An 18,129-nucleotide genomic window follows, 5' to 3' on the forward strand; every position below is an offset into this window, starting at 1 on the left:
AGCAGCCATGGATACTTCGATTTTTGCAGCACTTGCCGAACCCAGCCGGCTGCGGATCATTGAGCTACTGCGTGAAGGTCCCCTTACTGTAGGGGCTATCGCCATCCAGACAGGACTAAGACAGCCGCAAGCCTCCAAGCATCTCCGCGTATTAAGCGATGCTGGCTTGGTGGAGGTGCAGCGAGACGCGAATAAGCGATACTACAAGCTGCGCCAAGAGCCTTTCCTAGAGATGGAAGCATGGCTTGAATCCTGCCGCCGGGTGTGGGACGAACGATTTGACCGCCTAGACCACTACTTGAAGGAGCTGCAAGGCAAAGACTGAGACTTCGAGCGAGAACTCCGAGTATGAAGCCCTGCTTTACCCAATCGACCTTTGGAGGGAATAAACCTTGACTACTCACAACGCTATGGGCAAGACGACTGCTACGACTGCAGGCAATGAACTGACTGTCACTCGCACCTTTCACGCTTCAAGAAAGCTGGTGTACAAAGCATGGACCGATCCGAAGCATTTGCCGATGTGGTGGGGACCTCAGTCCTTTACCATCACCACACACGAGCTTGATATCAGACCTGGCGGCGTATGGCACTATGTAATGCATGGTCCTGATGGCCAAGATTATGACAACAAGATGACATTTCTTGAGATGAATGCGCCTGAGCAGATCAGCTACGTCCATGGAGACAGTATTGAGGAAGAGCAGTTCCGTGTGAATGTGACCTTTGAAGAGCAAGGGCAAGCAACATTGCTCACGATGCGGATGCAGTTTAAGTCGGCTGAGATTCTTGAGCAGGCTGTTAAAGAGTATGGGGCTTTGGAAGGAGCCGCTTCCACACTGAGCAGACTTGAAGACCAGCTGCCAGCCATTACCTTTGCCCAAGCCCTAGGCCATACGTTTAAGCTGGAGCGCATCTTCGATGCTCCCCGCGAATTAGTGTTCAAGGCTTTCTCGGAGGCGGAGCATTTGCAGAAATGGTGGGGACCTCAAGGCTGGACGCTGACGGTATGCAATCTGGACTTCAAGCCAGGAGGCGCTTGGCATTACTGTATGAAATGCATCGATAAGAACCAAGGCGACTTCTATGGTTATGAATCCTGGGGGAAGGCGATATATGAAGAGATTATCGGCGGGGAGAAGATCGTCTATACGGACTATTTCTCAGATTCCGAAGGGAATGAATCGCAGGATCTGCCTCCTTCTACCACGACCTTAACCTTCGAAGAGTACGAAGGCAAGACAAGAGTCGTAAGCCTGTCTCAATACCGTTCAGCAGAAGCGCTGAAGACGGTTGTCGACATGGGTATGGAGCAAGGCATTACCGAGACTTGGGATCGTCTCGCGCAGCATCTGCAAGCTGTTCAATAATGCAATGACGGCAAGGCAAAGCCGCCCAATACTCAGGATGCTGAGCATTGGGCGGCTGTTCTGCATATAAGATTAATTCATAGCAATTTTCAAATTAACTAGGTATAAACTTGCTTCTATTAACGTGCTGGTGTATGCGAGCTCTGCTGAACAGCTCGATCATCCTACAGCTGCTCTGCTTCTACACTGAGAACATGATCGATCTCTTTGATATAATAGTAGATCTCCGACAAGTAATAGTGCTTGGGGACAGACAAAATAAGGTCCATTCGCTGCCGTTCCTGATCCAGGTCCTTGATCTTAAAATGCCGGATCTTGAATTCACCCTTGTCGCTACCCGCCTTACTGCTTGCTTCTGGGTTAGGTACTCTCTGAATCAGCCTGATCAGCTCTGTCATGCGAGTATTGGATTCCACTACGACCTTGAGCGATACGTCGTAGCGATTAAGACGCTCCGAGCCAAGCAGCTTCATCAAGCTCGGCACCAGATTCACAGCAATGATCAAGAGCAGAATGCCGCAGATGGCTTCCTTGTAGAAGCCTGCCCCGATGGCCACCCCTAGCGCAGAAGCCGACCATATCAAGGCAGCAGAAGTGAGACCGGAGATGACTTCATTGCTTCTTCTCAGAATAACCCCTGCCCCAATAAAGCCTACACCGCTGACAATCTGAGCCGCTAGACGCATCGGGTCCATATTCGGATGCTTATCCCCGCCGAATTGGTTAAAGGCTTCTATGGATACAATGGTCAGTAAGCAGCTCGCGATACAAATGACCATGCTTGGCCGCATCCCAAGCTGCTTTTGCTTCATTTGTCGATCGAGGCCGATCAGAAGTCCGAACAGCAATGCCAGCGTTAATTTGAATATCATGATTATCATGTTGTTCACCTCTACCCTATATCATACACGTATTTATTCTGAATGAACCCCTCGAATGTATCGCCGCATTTGCCAGAGCGCATGAGGGCATTCCTGCCACACCGATCTTTATTTGTCCACTTGAAGGAATCTTTGGTAAAATAAATAGAATGCCACAAGCACAGGAATGCTTGCATGAATGAAGGAGGATTCGCTATGCCCCGCAAAGACTTCGCTATTAATCCTAGAGCCTATATTTCATTTTCAGACCAGATCAAGCAATTCTACCAAGATGAAATGTCAAAGCTTGCTGCTGTTGAGTTAAAGCCTTCGCAAGCTAGAATGCTTCACTTCCTAGCTGACTTTGAAGGACTGCATCAGCGAGAAGCCTGCGAGATCTTTGGTGTTGGAGCATCCACGATGTCCGAGATGCTTACGGGGATGGAAAAGGAAGGCTACATCTGGCGGGAAGTGAATCCGCAGAATAAACGCATGATCTTTATTCGTCTGACCGATAAAGGGCGAGAAGCCGCAGAGCGCATACGCGCCTTGTTCGATGATTATTGTTTATCCTTTATGGAGCATTTCACGGCGGATGAGATTCGTGAATTCGAAAGACTGCTGCTCAAGTTCAGTCGATCATAGCTATCAGAAGCAAGAACAGCCTGCAGATTCATTTTTAATGAATATGTAAACAAGGCTGTTTTTATTTTTCTCTTTTATTTGTGAAAATAATCACATTATAAGGCTGATCTCTATGATACCTTGTGATTATTAGTTCGTTAACCGAACTATTCGCAATACGAACATGAGACATCAGGAGGAATCAAGATGAAACGGAAAGGTGTAAAAGCCGCACTATCCTTGCTGTTAGCGGGGTCACTGGTCCTATCCCTATTTGGCTGCAGCAGCGATACTGCAAGTGACAAACATGCAGCTGATGCAGCGGACAGCAGCCAGAAGATTACCGCAGGCACATATGCCGCATCTGCCAAAGGCTATCACGACGATGTAAAAGTCGAGGTTACGGTAGATGAAAGCGGGAAAATTACACAATTGGTCGCACATGCAGACGGAGAAACGCCAAAGGTCGGCGGTGAAGCGGCGCCAAAGATGGTGGATCGAATTAAAGAGAGCCAGCGACTCGATTGCGACGTCATCTCAGGAGCGAGCTTAACCTCTGGTGCGATTCTCGCTGCGACAGAAGATGCGTTGAAGCAGGCTGGCGTGGATACATCCAAGCTCAAAGCAGGAGAAACCGCCAAGGGAGAGGATGAAGAAGTCACTGTTGATGTAGTTGTCGTAGGTGCTGGCGCCTCAGGAACAGCGGCAGCAGCGGCTGCAATTGATAGCGGTGCCAAGGTGCTGATGGTCGAGAAGACAAACAATGTCGGGGGGATCAGCAAGTTCTTCGCAGGCGGTCCCTTTGCTGTTGAATCCCATCTGCAAAAGGAAGCCGGTCCTGAGTATGCCAAGCTGAAAAAGGAGGATTTGCTCCAACAACTGAATGCTTACTCGCACTTCATCAACTATGGTCCCCTCACGAAGGCCATTGTGTATAAATCCGGCGATACGATCAAATGGATGGAGAAATGGGGCGTGACGTTCCACGTGAATCGTGAGACGCCTCAGATCTCGCATATGGATAATGATATGAAGTGGAAGCTGTACCACTGGTTCGATCTATTCAGCTATGAGCCAACGGAAATCGCTGTAACGGATGTAGTGCATAAGAACCTAAAGGATGCAGGCCTTGATCTGCGCTTTGAAACGACCGCTACGAAGCTGCTTCAAGATGATAAAGGTGTCGTAAACGGCATAGCAGCGACGAAAAAAGACGGCAGTACGCTTACCGTTCATGCCAAAGCGGTTATTCTTGGAACGGGCGGATTTGCGGGCAACTCCGAAATGATGAAGCAATATTACAATACTTCCTACTTGGGCGGCTGGGGTGAAAATGGCTCAGGTGTCAACATGGCATGGGATGCTGGCGCGGCGAAATGGGACATGGCATCTTCCCTGCTGCATGGCAGCGGCATGGTTGCGGCAGCGACAAAAGGCGATGTCAGCTTGGCCAACAGCCCATTCAACCGCATTACCCGTTCGCCGCTCATGTGGATCGACCAATCCGGCAATCGATTCGCGAATGAAGAGCTGGTGTGGGACACAGCGGAGACCGCAAACGCAGCTTATTCTGTAGGCGGCATCTACTACATTTTGATGGATACTAAGACGCTTGAAGCGTATACCAAAGGCAAGACGCTTATGATGGATACGGCTGTTGGCGGACCAAACATGGATCAGGGCGACTTCGTAGCCTTGGCAGAAGAAGGCGTCAAGCAAGGCATAATTACGAAGGGTGAAACGATTGAGGAATTGGCGAAGGCGCTAAACATGGAAACTGAACGTCTAGTGTCCAATGTGAAGGAATACAACCAAGTGGTTCAAACGAAGAGTGATCCCTATGGCAAAAGCGAGAAGAGCTTGGTCTATGAAGTGAAGCAAGGGCCCTTCTATGCCGTGAAAATGCAAATCAGCAACTTGGGTACGCTGGGCGGCGTGCGCGTAAACGAGAAGCTGCAAGCGACGGATGAGAATCTGAAGCCAATTCCCGGCCTGTTCGTTGTCGGCAACGATGCTGCCGGCTTCTACGGCAATATTACAAGCTATCCAACGTTCGAAGGCTTAGCAACAGGCTTCGCCTGGAACTCAGGCCGCATCGCAGGTGAACATGCCGCGGTTCATGTGAAACAATAGCCTGCCCCCTATTAAAATATGAGGCTGTCAATACAATGTACAGCCCCGTCAAGTAGATAACACATCATAAAAATCCTTTAAGCGGCCTTGGTTCCACATCGGACTAAGGCCGCTTCGTTCAGTTTTATTTAGTCTGCAATCATTTGGAATTGCAAACACGCAGATATGTCCCGGATACCCTTTTCAAACTTACAAAAAGAAAGCATACCAACGCTGCACTTTTATGTTATGCTAATATGGTAAATTAAAGAATTAGAGGTAATATTATGCATAACGTTAGCAAATTGTTATTAATTTTCGATCCGTCGTTTGGCAAGCTTGAGACTTCAGTTCAGAAGGAGGTGTTCTCAGCATTTAATGAGCTCGTCTATAGATTGGTATTTTCCTACGTCAAGAATCACCACTCCGCTCAGGACATCGTTCAAGAAGCTTTCCTAAAGGCTTTTACATCGCCTCCCCACCATTTAGACAAAAACAAAATTTGTTCATGGCTCAGAACACTAGCGAAAAATGGTGCGATTAATCATTTAAGAAAACAAAAGCGAATGATTCCATCAATTATTGACAACGACATGTTTCACAATCAGCATTGCTTGCTGTATGAAACCTTAGAGCAATCCATTGAAAGGGAAGCAATGTTCACAGAACTCATCAGCTGCATCGCTCAGTTGCCACAAAGACTAAAACTGATTCTTTATCTATATTGTTTTGAGAATTTATCCTATCGGCATATTTCTGAGAAGCTTAGCATTTCCGAAGGAAGTGTACGGCAAAGCTTGTATCGTGCTCGAAAAACGATCAAAGATGATATGAATGGGAAATAGAATATCCCCCGCTAGTACCTTCGCTATCACTTGGCTTGAAGCATTCACCACTATTCCTTATAACCGTAACGAGTTCCCAATGATCCAAGGCTTCTCCATCCAACAAGGCAACTCATTTAGCGACAGCTTTTTTCTGATAACCGCTTAGTTGACTAAGGAACATGCTTGAATAGTACCCGCCTACGTCCATTAGCTCATCATGGGTTCCTTGTTCGACAACTTCTCCATTGCGCATTACTAAAATGAGATCAGCATCCACACAACTGCTCAAACGATGCGAAATCATAATTGTGATTTTCCCCTCCGAGAGTTTCGCCAATGATTGATACAAGGACAACTCAGCAAACGGGTCCAAGGAAGCTGCTGGTTCATCAAAGACAAGAAGATCAGCTTTGGAGAAGAACGAACGGCTGATTGCGACCCTCTGCCATTGTCCACCCGAAAGATCCACCGCACCGCCAAACGTATTTCCAACTTCAGTCTCATATTGATGTTCCAACTTTTGAATAAACTCATGTGCACCGCTTTTTTCAGCAGCAGCTCTGATTCCCTCGTCATCCGTCAATCGTTCGATATCGCCGATCCCAATATTTTCTTTTATCGAAAAATCATATTTCGAGTAGTCTTGAAACACAGCACCCACATGCTGGAAGACGAGCTTGGCATTCATGTGCTTCAAATCCGTATTCTCGTAAAAAATATGTCCGTCATAGTTGCGGTATAGGCCAAGGAGGCATTTTATCAATGTACTTTTCCCTGCCCCGTTGTCCCCCACAATCGCCACTCGCTGGCCAGGCTTAATCTGGAATGAGACATTTTTCAGCCTCAGCTTCTTGTCAGTGTCGTATGCAAACGATAAATCCTTGACCACTATGCCATGCTGATTCAATGAAGGAAAATGGATTGCAGGCGTATCCGTTTGTGTTGTTTCTTCCTCTACTTTAATGTTGAGAAATGCTAAAAGATCGGATAGAAGCTTTACATTCTCAAATATCCCCGCAACAGACAAGGAAACGGCCGCAGCTACGCCTTGAACTGTCAAATATGCTTGTGAGATCGCTACATAATCACCAATGCTGAACCCGTTTTTGGAACCCAGCCATATAAGCAGCCCCAAATTAACCGTCATAACGACAACATTCGGAATATCATATAAGCTTTGGAGCCAAATTCTTTTTCGCTCAAACGATAACTGGAAGGCCATTTGCTTATTGAACTGTTCTTTCCATTTGCCCAGTAGAAAATGCTGTAATTGAAAAACACGGACTTCCTTAGCGGTCTCTCTTCCTCGCAGTAAATTAAGAAAGTAAGCGATTCGTCTTGAGATCGGTATCAAAACCATCAGCAGGTTGCGCCTCATATTTCCAATATGATGGTTAATGAAAAATGGAGGAATAGACATAAGAACCACAAGGATTGCCGTTACATAACTAAAATTAAGCAGCACACCGATTATCGTAATCATCGTAATCGTATTTTGTACAATTTGCATCGGTCCGTTGAGGAGCTCAATCATGCGTTGGCTTTGTCCCGATGAAGCTCTTTGCAGCGTATCATAGAAGCTCCCCGTGTCGAAGTACCTTAGCGAAATGTTTGCCGCTTTCGCCGCAACTTGTTCATCTACAGTGAAACCAATCTTAAACTGCATCTTACTATTGTTATACTGTTCAAGAAGCTGAACAGATTGCACGATGAGCAGAAGCAAGGACTGCATTCCAAGATATAATAAAGCTTGACTGACATTGTGTTGATGAGCGAAGACATCACTTACGCTGTCTACCAAATGTTTAGTCAACACGAGTTGTATACCAGGAACAAAAGCTTGGAATAAACGAATAACTACTAGAATAGTGGTTTCTCGTGGACAAATCCCCCAACAGAGCTTCATTAATCGATACAGGTTGACAGAGATAAATCGTATCCGATGGATCTTTTGCATGATCAGTCTCCTAATCATTGGAGAGCAGCAGACATGGGGAGAAGCTGGCAAACGCATCGTTTACCAGCTTCCGGCTGATGTTCTCGCAATTGGTTTTTAGATGATCGGATTGTTCAAATACGAATGACTGGTTAACTTGAAATTAGCAAGTACCGGTGAAGCATTCGATGCTAGGCGAACCGATGGAAAAACGATTCCGACCCGCAACGACCAAGGAGCCGCTATCAATTGGACTAGAACATCCACAACACGTGTATTGAGCATAGTCGCAATACTTGTAAGATGAGTTAGTCGTGTCTTGTGTGCAGTTAGAATAATACGTACACGTCCGTTTTGTAGCCATGGATTATAATTCCTCCTTTTTTTATCGCGAGAACTCTTGCTGCGGCTCTATTATCTAAAACAAATAAAAAGTAAAATAATCACATTTTAAAATATTATTTACTTTTGTGATAATTTCAAGGTGAGTGTGTTGTATATTGTGAGGATGAAAGAATGTAGTAACATACGGAGGAAATGACGATGGATCTTTTCTATTTTATTCGTATTTTTCTTGGAACCTTGATGATTGCAACAGCTGTTCTCAAGCTTCTATCGTTCCATTCGTTTACACTAACCATCAGACAGCTGAACACCGTGATCATCAATCCTGCTTTTACGATTGCCTGCGTTATCAGTCTAGAGATGCTATCTGGCATCTTCATGTTTTTTCCTGCATTATATCTTGGAGGATTGCTGTTCATTGTGCTGCTCTCCATTAGCTTTATATGGGTGTCCATTCGTTCCAAAAAGCTGCCCGGAAAAATCACATGCAACTGCTTTGGCAGCTTAATTCCAGAAACGTTAGGGGATCACACCATTCATCGCGCCATTTTCCTTATTGCACTTGCATTGTTCACTGGAATTATGGATTTCGCGTTTGGCGGCAAGGCCGTTAGTCAGGCTGCCGTGTATCCTATTGCGCTCGGTATCCTTCAAAGCATAGCGATAATTGGCCTGTACGGTCATCTAAGAATCTTGCTTGCGAGGCCAGAACCAGAATAAATGGAGGTGATAAGGTGGTCAACTATGTGCAGTTATCAACACTTCTGGAGTGGTGTTTCATTATCTTTTTGTTAATAAACTCCTTATATATGTATCGAAAGCTGCATGAACGAAGCCCCGAGCCCGCTCCCCAGCAAGAACCTCAGCAAAATAATTCGCTGCCATTTCATCATGTTTTCCCTGTCGATCATCTCATCGACACAACCAACAACCCCATTGAATTACATCCTGTCGATGCCCAAGGGACCATCCTTATGTTAAGTGTATATGGCTGCAGCAGCTGCGCCGAGCTGTATCCCAATATGAATGCGATCGCCGATGCCTTTAGCGAATATCAGGTAGCGGCAATAATGGTCGGTACAGAAGAAGAAATCAATCAAATCATCGACAAGCACCATTTACGCATCCCTATTCATCGTATTGAGATGCATCAAATGGGTCATTTCGGGACCTTTACCTTTCCTTTTTGCTATGTGTTGTCTAACGAAGGCCTTATCCTTAATAAAGGCCATGTACAAACAATTGATGAGGTGTCTTCATTGCTTGCAACGGAAGACGGGACACTTAACGTTAAGATCAGCTAGCTTCCCTGCAAAAATTATGTTCTTTGTCTCTTAAGGAGGCCCCAGTGGATAACACAACCAAAAGGTGATTCCTATGTGCTACAGGGATCACCTTATTTCATGACCATTTGTTCAAGAAGAAATCTATAGCACATAAAGAAGGAATGGCAATGCAGGATCAATTCCCTAACACCACCATCCCTTATGTTTGCCGATCTTTATCAGGAAAGCTATCTCATTCATCGGGCAACGCTGCTTACTCAAGTGCCTGACCTTCAATCTTGCATTCTTCATGCTGCTTATTAGAACGGGAACAATAAAGGCAGCACAGCAATCATGACCACGCCAATGATCATTTGCAGAGGCAAGCCAACCTTCAGATAATGACTGAAGCGATATCTTCCCGCAGACATCACAAGAGCATTGGGAGGCGTGGAGAATGGCGAGGCAAAGCACATGCTCGCCCCTACTGCCACTGCAAATAAGAACGGGAATGGATTCGCGTCAAGCTGAATCGCAGCACTCAGTGCGATCGGAGCAAGCAGCACGGTGCTGGCCGTATTGCTGATGAACATCGTCATGATTGAAGTCGTCAAATAAACGCCAATCAGCATCACAAGCGGACCATAGCTTCCGAGCGCGCTGACCAGTCCATCTGACAATAGCCCTGCCGCCCCCGTCTTTTCCACTGCAATCGAGACGGGAATCATCCCGCCAATGAGCACAATGCTCTCCCAGTTAACCGTTTTATACGCTTCTTCCATATTGCGCACACAGCCCAGCACAACCATTAACACGGCTGCCGTCATGACGGCAACCACAGCCGGCACGATTTCGGTTACGAGCAGCAGCACCATCAAGAGCATGACACCCGCTGCAATCGGCGCCTTCTGATCCATCGTCACCTTGCTTGACTCCTCGATCGGCTGACCCACCACGACAACATCAGACTGATCAGCAGCAAGCAAAGCAATATCCTGCCACGTCCCCTGCACAAGCAAAGCATCGCCAAAGCGCATCTTCTCTTCCTTCAAATGATGAAGCAGATACTGTTCCTTGCGCTGAATGCCGAGAATATTGATTCTATACTTCTCACGAAAGCCCGAGTGCTTTACAAAACGGCCAATTAAGGAAGAATTCGGGGTAAGCATGACTTCCGCGATGCCTACATCACGAGTCGCATACTGCTCCCCATCCTGCTGTTCCTCTACTTGCACATCGAATCGACGTTCCACTGCATGTTGGTCCAATAAGATCAGGCCGTACTGATCCGCAAACTGCCTCACCTGTTCAAAGGAGCCATTCACATATACAATGTCTTCCGACTCTATCATCGTATCCGGACCAGCAATTTCTTGATTAATCGTCTTGAAAAATTGATTCTTGGCCGAGATTTTGCGTCGAATCTCGATGATATTAAGACCGAACTGAGCAGGAATATCCAACTCCCGCAGCGTCTTGGACCTGATCGCGGAATCGCTCGCCACCTGAACCCGGTACAAATTCTGAGTAAGCTGATACTTCTGAGCAAGCTCCTCCAGTGAGCGCCCGCTCTGCTTATCCTTCCCGCCCTCTTCTTCCTTAGGAAGGAAGCGGCGCAGAAACAGCATGGCGAGTATTCCCGCGATGATACACACCACGCCTATCGGCGTGAAGGAAAAGAAGGACAGCTTCTCGTATCCGGCACTCACCAATGTCTTCGTAATGACGAGATTCGGTGCAGTTCCGATTAAGGTAAGCATGCCTCCGAGACTGCTGGCAAAGGCCAGCGGCATGAGGAGCTGCCCAGGATTTATTCGCGCGCTCATGGCCAAGCTGACCACAATTGGCATCATCACCGCTACTGTTCCCGTATTGCTGACAAATGCCCCGATCAATGAAGTCACGAGCATGACCATGATAAGCAGCCGTGTATCACTTGCTCCGCCAAGCTGCAGCAGCTTGCTGCTTACAAGCTTCGCTAAGCCCGTATGGAAGATCCCGCCTCCAACCACGAACAAGCCTATCATCATGATAACGACAGAGTTAGAGAATCCGGACAATGCTTCTTCGGCAGTCAGAACGCCTCCCAGCATTAATGCCAGCAGCGCGCCAATCGCAACAAGATCAGAACGCACTTTTCCTGAGACAAACAATATCGATGCTGCACCAAGCGTTGCTAAGGTCAAAATCATCGGTCCATTCACGCTCTGCTCCCCTACTTTCCGCTGAATCTATTGATGACAGCATAAGTGCCTCTAGTTCATCCCATGACTGATATCCCCTATATTTTACCTGCTGCCGATACCCCCTCACAAGATTTATCTTGAGATTACCTAACGAATACCGACAAGCGGCATAATGAAAAACCTCAGCTTGGTTAAACCAACTGAGGAAAATAAACCAACTATTTTTTACGTTAACAATAACGGTTACTACTTCATGCTTTAATAACTTCAACCTTTTTATCCCCTGCTGACTTCTCTGCCTGTAACGTTGTTTTGCCTTGGTCAACGATGATTCCACCTGTAACTAACATAGAGACAACTAAAGCTGCGGCGAGGGCTGTGAACATTTTCTTTCTATTGCGATTAACCATGACCATACCTCCATTATCCGTTATGTGATAAGCGGCTCAAGACTCATGCTACATATCCTACTAGCAGGCTTCTGAATCCCGTAAGTAGGATTTAAAAACACAAGAACTTCAATTCTGGTTCTACAAACAATGTACTTTTTTTGGGAAATACTCCTAATAATTGCATTATAACACACTTACATTAATTGCAAATTTCTTTTTACTTAAAAGTCCATTACTTAATAAGTGTCAACACACCTCTGTCCATTTCGCAAACGGTGTCACAGAGCGCATCTATGTCCTCTGTATAATGAGATGACATAATAATGGTAATTCCTTCTCTATTTAATTCTTTGAGTACCTCGCGGATTTCCACAACGCCCTGCTTATCCAAACCATTCATCGGCTCATCGAGAATCAGCAGCTTTGGCTTTTCCATGATTGCTTGAGCAATTCCAAGCCTATGACGCATGCCTAACGAATATTTGCGCACATGCTTTTTGCTGCTCGGATCAAGTCCGACGCGTATTAAAGTATTACGGATGACCTCATCCGATATTTCGCGTCGAATGGATGCCAGCAGTTTTAAATTTTTGTATCCGCTGAGTGAACCGATAAAGCCAGGTTCTTCGATAATAATGCCAATATCCTGGGATACTGCCGGTTTCACAGGTTGGCCATTTATTAAAATGCTGCCAGCATCGAGTATCATGAAACCACAAATACATTTGAAAAGCACAGTCTTCCCGGAACCATTCCGACCGATAACGCCATGAATCCTGCCTGTCTCAAATTTTACTGAGACATCATTCAGCGCAGTCGTTTCCCTAAAGCTTTTTACAGCATTTGAAACCTCCACATAAGTCGCCACATCCTTATCTCCTTTCCTGAACATGTATATCTTTTTTGCAAAATATAAACACAGAAATGATGCTCATCAGTAATATCAAGCCCACCAGACAACCTACTGCATATATCGGTGAAGGCATCTGCCCAGTGCCGCCCCAATCAAGATTAAACATACTGCCCCAACTAACAGGCGACACATAATAAATAATGTTACCGAAAGAGATTCTTCCTACAAAAATAGAAAAGTAAGCCAAGAAGGTGAGGAAACCAGCTGCGATCAAGCCACTTGCTCCTCCAATAACGATATTGAAGCAAAAAATTAAAACACCTATGAAAACAGATACGAGCCAGAACAATCCGAAGCTTATAAGGGTAGCCGGAATGGCCTCGAACATACTCATCACTGAACCACCAATAATCGCCAAAGCTGTAATTCCGTATTTCGAGGGGCTACTCGGATCGAAGGCAATTGTTTTCAACACGGTTCCCCAATCTGCGGAAAATTGTATGTTTGGGATCAGCGACAGCATAGACATAAGCACAAAAAAAACACTATATACAAATCCTGCTAAAACGATATAAAGAAGTTGCCCTATCGCCCAGTTGCGCCGACTAGTGCGGATGACCAGAAATGGCGTATGACTGTCCGTGAACGGAGCGTCACAAAATAATAGCATGGTAAGACTCCCATAAATAGGGATCAAAATTGGAGCTGTTAGCAGAAATGGAAATACCCACGGTGTCGCAGCAACGCCTACTGCGTCAGCATAATCCGAAATCCAGGAAAAGACCCAAATCGAGAATGCTACGATGATTGCCGCAAGTGTATACATACGGGGAGATACAGGCCACTTGCGAAAGTTGATTTGGGCGCAAAGCCATATCGTTTTCAAATTAGTCATGCTGTACCCTCCTTCGAATCTGTCTAACGATGCCGTATCCCATTAGTGTACACAATATTACAACTGTTCCCAATTTGAGAAACATAGTTGCCTGAGGCGAACCTGCATGATAAGTACCTTCGAACAGTGTGCTTAAATGGAGAAAAGGCGGCAGATCCCAAAATCGGGTTAAGCGATAGAGTGTGAAATAAAGTACAATTGGTGCGGATATAGCCGTAAAACGATTGGGGATATATGTTGAAATCCACAATGCCGCTGTGGCAAACAGAGCAGATGATAATGACAAATGTGCAGCGGAAACCAAAAGATAGCGTACCGGCATGCCCGCTTCTAATAAGGGTGTATATGCATCAAATGTTGTGATTTCTGTAAAAAGAGGAAGTTTAATCAACAAAAAAAGTGCATATAGAAGAATACCTGCAAATGTCGCCAAAAATCCGGAAAATGCGCTGACTATGACCTTGTTAGCCGCATAATTTCTTACGCCTGAGCGTATGAGCCAATAACTTGTGGCACGCGTCTCCCACTCAGATGCAAACGTCGTAGCATAGGGGATTAACGGAAGAAGGCCTACAATTAATATGAAATTTCCACTTCCACTGATCATCACCACAGAAAGTACATCGGATTGAGAACTAATGATTCTGAATGAAGACAGAAACAACACCAGCATTACTCCGCAGACACTTACAATAAATCGTACAGACAGGATCGCCCGGATACACCCGATCAAAAACAATGAAACAAACCGTTTCATTCGGAAATCACCTCACACCAGAAAGCTTTGTGCCGGTGCTTGCATCAACCACATATTGACTGTACTCATTGTACGGAGTCTTCACTCCACTATCATTATCTATCAGCACGTTGGGCTTCTCTATGCCAAATATCCACGCAGGTATCAGCTTATACTTCTTCTCTTCTGGAACGGATACATAGACTAACTCCGCGGATATAACGGTTGTCCCCTCTTCCAATATAAGATCAGCATATTCCGAGATCAACACTTGCAAGGCTTCTGCAGCACCGACAAGCGATGCGTCTTCACCAGCTATCCCATTCGGAATATCAAACAGATTAATGGCGCTAATATTTGTCACACCATCTTTCGTATACGCTGCATTCACATGCGTTTCCCTCATTATGCCCCCGGAAGCGTCTGCAGAAGTTCCTTTTCCCCAGTGCCACGATACGTTAACTACAGGGATGCTATTAATTAACTGGCGGAAGTGAAACAAATACCTTTCATCGTCTCTTGACCATGTGTACTCTTGGATTTCATCCGAATCGCGATTCTCTTCGAGATAAAATGCATAGTGTTCCCGTATGGTATCCAAATCTAGAGAATAGGTTTCCGCAAGCCCAAGTTCAGGAATGCCAATTGCATAAAGTTGTTTCTGAACAGCTTTCAACGCATCTGTATAGTTCATAAAAGACAAATCTTTGGATGAGGCATAATCACTTCTTCTTAGGCTTCTTTGCAATTGCTCAGTCATGTCCGGCGGCCCAGCATAGTTGGCTATAACTGCTGGTCTCCTGATTATCCCATTGACATATGCACTGTAGTGCATCCCTCCTCCATTCCCACCATCTCCGGAACCAAAACTTTTACCCCCATCAAAAACAGTAAGGTACTCCTTAAAAGACTCATCTCCCGTCTGGAACGCCGGTCCCTCTGCATACGACAGCCTCTCGACAACCTCTCTGCGCAACAGCTTTTCGGCTACAATATCCGGGTTCAATTCCAGCAAATCCGCCGTATAAATTCTCGCCGAATCGACGAATGAAACCTTAGTTGGATCAAATGATATGGAGAGGTTCTTAGGCAGCTCAACAGTCTGCAAAAAAGCTTCTAAATCTATCTTTTCAGAAGGTTTTCTATCTGCTTGCGTTCCCTCGCATGCAGTAACAAATATCATTGATACTATGCTGAATAGAAGGATAATACTTCTTCGCATCTATATGTCCCCTTTCTATTTTGAGAAAAGCACAAGATGCAGGTGGCGAGTACACCTGCATCTGCCCTTTGTTGATTAGCTGGTAATACTTATGGAGACCAAGACCCAGTTACAGTGTAATCCACAAAGTCCCAATTTGAAGGGTATCCAGCTAATTTGTACTGATTATTAACCCCGCCATAACCAGAATTGTAAGTAAAACTACGCTTTCCAGATGTAGATACATCCGTAATCCAATTGGTAACGTTGGTCGTATTGGATGTAGTCGTGCAAAGATAATATGTCGTAGGTACTGCTGAAGCGCTTGGGTTGACGTAGGCAGCATTAAGAGTTTGCACTGTCTGTGCGGAAGAAGTTTTCAAACTTCCAATAAATGAACCTTCGAATTTAAAAGTATACGAAGCTGCAAATGCTGCAGTGGCCGACATTGCAAAAACAAGGGACATGACAGCAACGAAACTAACGATTCGTTTTTTCATAGTATAGACATCCTCCCTTTATTTTTTTGCCATATTTTAAATTAACCGGCTTAACACTCGCAATAAAGCGGGCTAAATATGACTCAACTCATTTTTAAAAATATGACCTCTACTACTATGAAACGAAATCTACTATTGTTTATGTCTTGCACACGCTTGTAAATATACACCCCTGTAAAAAAATGTTCTGTCGCAATACTCCATTGGAATTTGTCTACACTGGCAGGGAAGTTCCCATTATTCCAAGATAAACAATATTTCTTGCCTACTTGTCCAACTACGCTATGTAACACAAAACATATATCCCTGGTCAGTAGTCGTTTTGTGATGTGCCCCCGTGCAATAGTCCCCTTGAAATGAAGGCAGAGAATTTGCTGTATAAGATGCTGTTGATGCAAGTACTGGTACTGGTGCTGTTACTACCTTTACGTTCAGTAACGTGACTCCATCTACGAGTTTTTATAGGCCCATCCATCATGCATAACAATACATTTATTACTATATTTGTTAAATATACTTAACCTAACACTACCAGATTATTGACACCTTATGAATAGGACTTTAATACCATTTAAAACAATATATGGATGTTTCTTGTGTTTTAGGTTTTAGGTTTTAGGTTTCAGTCTTGACGCCTTTCTGAGCATTAGCTTAAACATATATTTCGAGTGCCCCAATGCACAAAGTAATATGCTGGTGAAGTTTACAACTATCGGAAATGTAGTCTTAATAACAAGGACACTTCAGGTAAGCTTATGGTTGCACAATTACATAGAAATTGTGACTGTTTTTCCGGGGAATCTATAGAACATACGGTATCAGTGAAAACGAACCAAATGTGAGTATTAAATCCGTTCAAGCCCCTAACCTCATCGCTAGCGATGAGGCCAGGGGCTCTCCTTCAGCGATTTATAATGAACTCAGAAGAAAAATTAATGATTACCAAAACTCACCAAACACCTCTCACCACTCTTAATAGCCTCCCGGCATTCGCCAAGGCTTGTGAGACAAGGGATTCCTTGAACCACATTCGTTGCCATCCTCCTATTCCCATAGGGGGATTTTTTATTTCAACCACAATCTGAATCGTAAAAAAAGTTTTCAGATTATGACCAAATATTATAAAAAAACCTTGACTTATCAAAAAACGCTCCAAAATCGCGTGAGAAGGATGTTCCTTTTCACCCCAACCTTCCCATGATAGGAGTGTTGCTCATGAAGCCCGTTTTTGTCCCTCATTCTGACTACCAGTAGTTTATCTTGGATCGCTTGAATGCTTACTGCTCGAATGGCCTCGCCGTTCTCGTAAGTAAGGATTGGCCCCTCATCTGGAAGTGCTACATCTCAGACCTTTCCCACACGTCTCTATTCCTCAGCGACTACTACTCCAACAAGGGGCCTCAGCCGCGGGATCCAGCTTCCATGCTTCGTTCCAATCTGCCCTTTCTGCTCGTCAGACCTGAAATCGGCCTTACAGCTTGGGTTGACGAGATGCACCGTGTTCCGTTTTACGCCATTCTTAGCGGTTTTGAGCCCGGCGATGTTCCTGGCGTCTGCACGTTCTCCGATTTCCTCTTGCGCTTTTGGGTTTCACAAGCGGTTCATCTTAATCCCAAGAACAAGCCCCACAAACAAAAACCCAAGCGCGGCAAGAAAGGGGAGAAAGCCTCCACGACTTCGCCTGGCAAGGTCAAGCGGCTGGTCGACTACTTGTCTCGTCGTCCAAACGTCGTACAGCCCCAGCCCTTCGACCGGCTTCATTCGTTCTTCCAATCCCAAATCGTCGCGGTCTCAAACTCGGATTGCTGGGGGATATGAGCGCTCTGACGGTTGCCGGCGACGGTACGCCAGTCGGAAAGACGAACTCATGGAACAGCAGGGCTTTGCTCTCCATCGCCTCCTAGCCAAAAAGTCCATTTCAAAAATGAGGCCCTGTTTGGTTTGTTTGCCGTCCCCATTTTCGAAAGAGGGTTTCAAATCCAGTTTTCCCAGCTGTCGGTAGCGCACTTTGTGCTCCATTTGGTTCA

The 18,129-nt window shown here is 45.4% G+C and carries 17 protein-coding genes; 8 read left to right on the plus strand and 9 right to left on the minus strand.

The window, feature by feature from the left end; translation table 11 throughout:
- The first annotated feature begins 7 nt into the window (after positions 1 to 7).
- Positions 8 to 325 (plus strand): ArsR/SmtB family transcription factor, encoded by a 318-nt coding sequence (locus B9Y93_RS17405; RefSeq protein ID WP_085496423.1) that lies wholly within the window; start codon positions 8 to 10, stop codon positions 323 to 325.
- A gap of 85 nt (positions 326 to 410) precedes the next feature.
- Positions 411 to 1,370 carry an SRPBCC domain-containing protein gene (locus B9Y93_RS25230; RefSeq protein WP_085496425.1) on the plus strand — a complete coding sequence of 320 codons (960 nt, stop codon included), beginning with the start codon at positions 411 to 413 and terminating at the stop codon, positions 1,368 to 1,370.
- A 164-nt stretch (positions 1,371 to 1,534) separates the two neighbouring features.
- Here B9Y93_RS25230 and B9Y93_RS17415 read toward each other — a convergent pair whose 3' ends face one another.
- Positions 1,535 to 2,251 carry an MgtC/SapB family protein gene (locus B9Y93_RS17415; RefSeq protein WP_085496427.1) on the minus strand — a complete coding sequence of 239 codons (717 nt, stop codon included), beginning with the start codon at positions 2,249 to 2,251 and terminating at the stop codon, positions 1,535 to 1,537.
- Positions 2,252 to 2,446: 195 nt separating this feature from the next.
- On the opposite strand from B9Y93_RS17415, the gene B9Y93_RS17420 reads away from it, so the two are divergent.
- The 3 genes from B9Y93_RS17420 to B9Y93_RS17430 all read left to right on the plus strand — a co-directional run bounded on the left by B9Y93_RS17420 (position 2,447) and on the right by B9Y93_RS17430 (position 5,811).
- Positions 2,447 to 2,875 carry a MarR family winged helix-turn-helix transcriptional regulator gene (locus B9Y93_RS17420; protein ID WP_169028814.1) on the plus strand — a complete coding sequence of 143 codons (429 nt, stop codon included), beginning with the start codon at positions 2,447 to 2,449 and terminating at the stop codon, positions 2,873 to 2,875.
- 186 nt (positions 2,876 to 3,061) lie between these two features.
- Complete coding sequence (locus B9Y93_RS17425) at positions 3,062 to 4,987, plus strand: FAD-dependent oxidoreductase (protein ID WP_085496432.1); 1,926 nt, start codon at positions 3,062 to 3,064, stop codon at positions 4,985 to 4,987.
- Positions 4,988 to 5,253: 266 nt separating this feature from the next.
- Positions 5,254 to 5,811, plus strand: a complete 558-nt coding sequence (locus B9Y93_RS17430) for an RNA polymerase sigma factor (RefSeq protein ID WP_085496434.1) — start codon at positions 5,254 to 5,256, stop codon at positions 5,809 to 5,811.
- Between the two features lie 112 nt (positions 5,812 to 5,923).
- Here B9Y93_RS17430 and B9Y93_RS25235 read toward each other — a convergent pair whose 3' ends face one another.
- The gene (locus B9Y93_RS25235) at positions 5,924 to 6,685 is read right to left on the minus strand and encodes an ABC transporter ATP-binding protein (protein WP_425320357.1); all 762 of its coding nucleotides are present in this window, start codon (positions 6,683 to 6,685) and stop codon (positions 5,924 to 5,926) included.
- A 1,587-nt stretch (positions 6,686 to 8,272) separates the two neighbouring features.
- On the opposite strand from B9Y93_RS25235, the gene B9Y93_RS17440 reads away from it, so the two are divergent.
- Positions 8,273 to 8,794: a MauE/DoxX family redox-associated membrane protein gene (locus B9Y93_RS17440; RefSeq protein ID WP_085496438.1), complete on the plus strand. Its 522-nt coding sequence runs from the start codon at positions 8,273 to 8,275 to the stop codon at positions 8,792 to 8,794.
- A 26-nt stretch (positions 8,795 to 8,820) separates the two neighbouring features.
- Positions 8,821 to 9,378, plus strand: coding sequence for a hypothetical protein (locus B9Y93_RS17445; RefSeq protein WP_139829188.1), 558 nt, complete (start codon positions 8,821 to 8,823; stop codon positions 9,376 to 9,378).
- A 281-nt stretch (positions 9,379 to 9,659) separates the two neighbouring features.
- Here B9Y93_RS17445 and B9Y93_RS17450 read toward each other — a convergent pair whose 3' ends face one another.
- From B9Y93_RS17450 to B9Y93_RS17475, 7 genes are all read right to left on the minus strand, one after another.
- Entirely contained in the window at positions 9,660 to 11,543 is a 1,884-nt protein-coding gene (locus tag B9Y93_RS17450) for an SLC13 family permease (RefSeq protein WP_097676229.1), read from the minus strand.
- A gap of 233 nt (positions 11,544 to 11,776) precedes the next feature.
- Entirely contained in the window at positions 11,777 to 11,935 is a 159-nt protein-coding gene (locus B9Y93_RS24650) for a hypothetical protein (protein WP_169028812.1), read from the minus strand.
- A 214-nt stretch (positions 11,936 to 12,149) separates the two neighbouring features.
- Positions 12,150 to 12,785 (minus strand): ABC transporter ATP-binding protein, encoded by a 636-nt coding sequence (locus B9Y93_RS17455; RefSeq protein ID WP_244903455.1) that lies wholly within the window; start codon positions 12,783 to 12,785, stop codon positions 12,150 to 12,152.
- 4 nt (positions 12,786 to 12,789) lie between these two features.
- Complete coding sequence (locus tag B9Y93_RS17460; protein ID WP_085496442.1) at positions 12,790 to 13,665, minus strand: hypothetical protein; 876 nt, start codon at positions 13,663 to 13,665, stop codon at positions 12,790 to 12,792.
- Positions 13,658 to 14,422, minus strand: a complete 765-nt coding sequence (locus B9Y93_RS17465; RefSeq protein WP_085496444.1) for a hypothetical protein — start codon at positions 14,420 to 14,422, stop codon at positions 13,658 to 13,660. The genes B9Y93_RS17460 and B9Y93_RS17465 overlap by 8 nt, the downstream gene beginning before the upstream one ends.
- Positions 14,423 to 14,429: 7 nt before the next feature.
- Positions 14,430 to 15,623 carry a hypothetical protein gene (locus B9Y93_RS17470; RefSeq protein WP_085496446.1) on the minus strand — a complete coding sequence of 398 codons (1,194 nt, stop codon included), beginning with the start codon at positions 15,621 to 15,623 and terminating at the stop codon, positions 14,430 to 14,432.
- An 89-nt stretch (positions 15,624 to 15,712) separates the two neighbouring features.
- Entirely contained in the window at positions 15,713 to 16,102 is a 390-nt protein-coding gene (locus B9Y93_RS17475) for a hypothetical protein (protein WP_085496447.1), read from the minus strand.
- 1,422 nt (positions 16,103 to 17,524) lie between these two features.
- Here B9Y93_RS17475 and B9Y93_RS17480 point away from each other — a divergent pair.
- Positions 17,525 to 17,920: a hypothetical protein gene (locus tag B9Y93_RS17480; RefSeq protein ID WP_085496449.1), complete on the plus strand. Its 396-nt coding sequence runs from the start codon at positions 17,525 to 17,527 to the stop codon at positions 17,918 to 17,920.
- Positions 17,921 to 18,129 lie beyond the last annotated feature (209 nt).

It is taken from the genome of Paenibacillus aquistagni, from assembly GCF_900177815.1.
Lineage (GTDB): Bacteria > Bacillota > Bacilli > Paenibacillales > Paenibacillaceae > Paenibacillus_B > Paenibacillus_B aquistagni.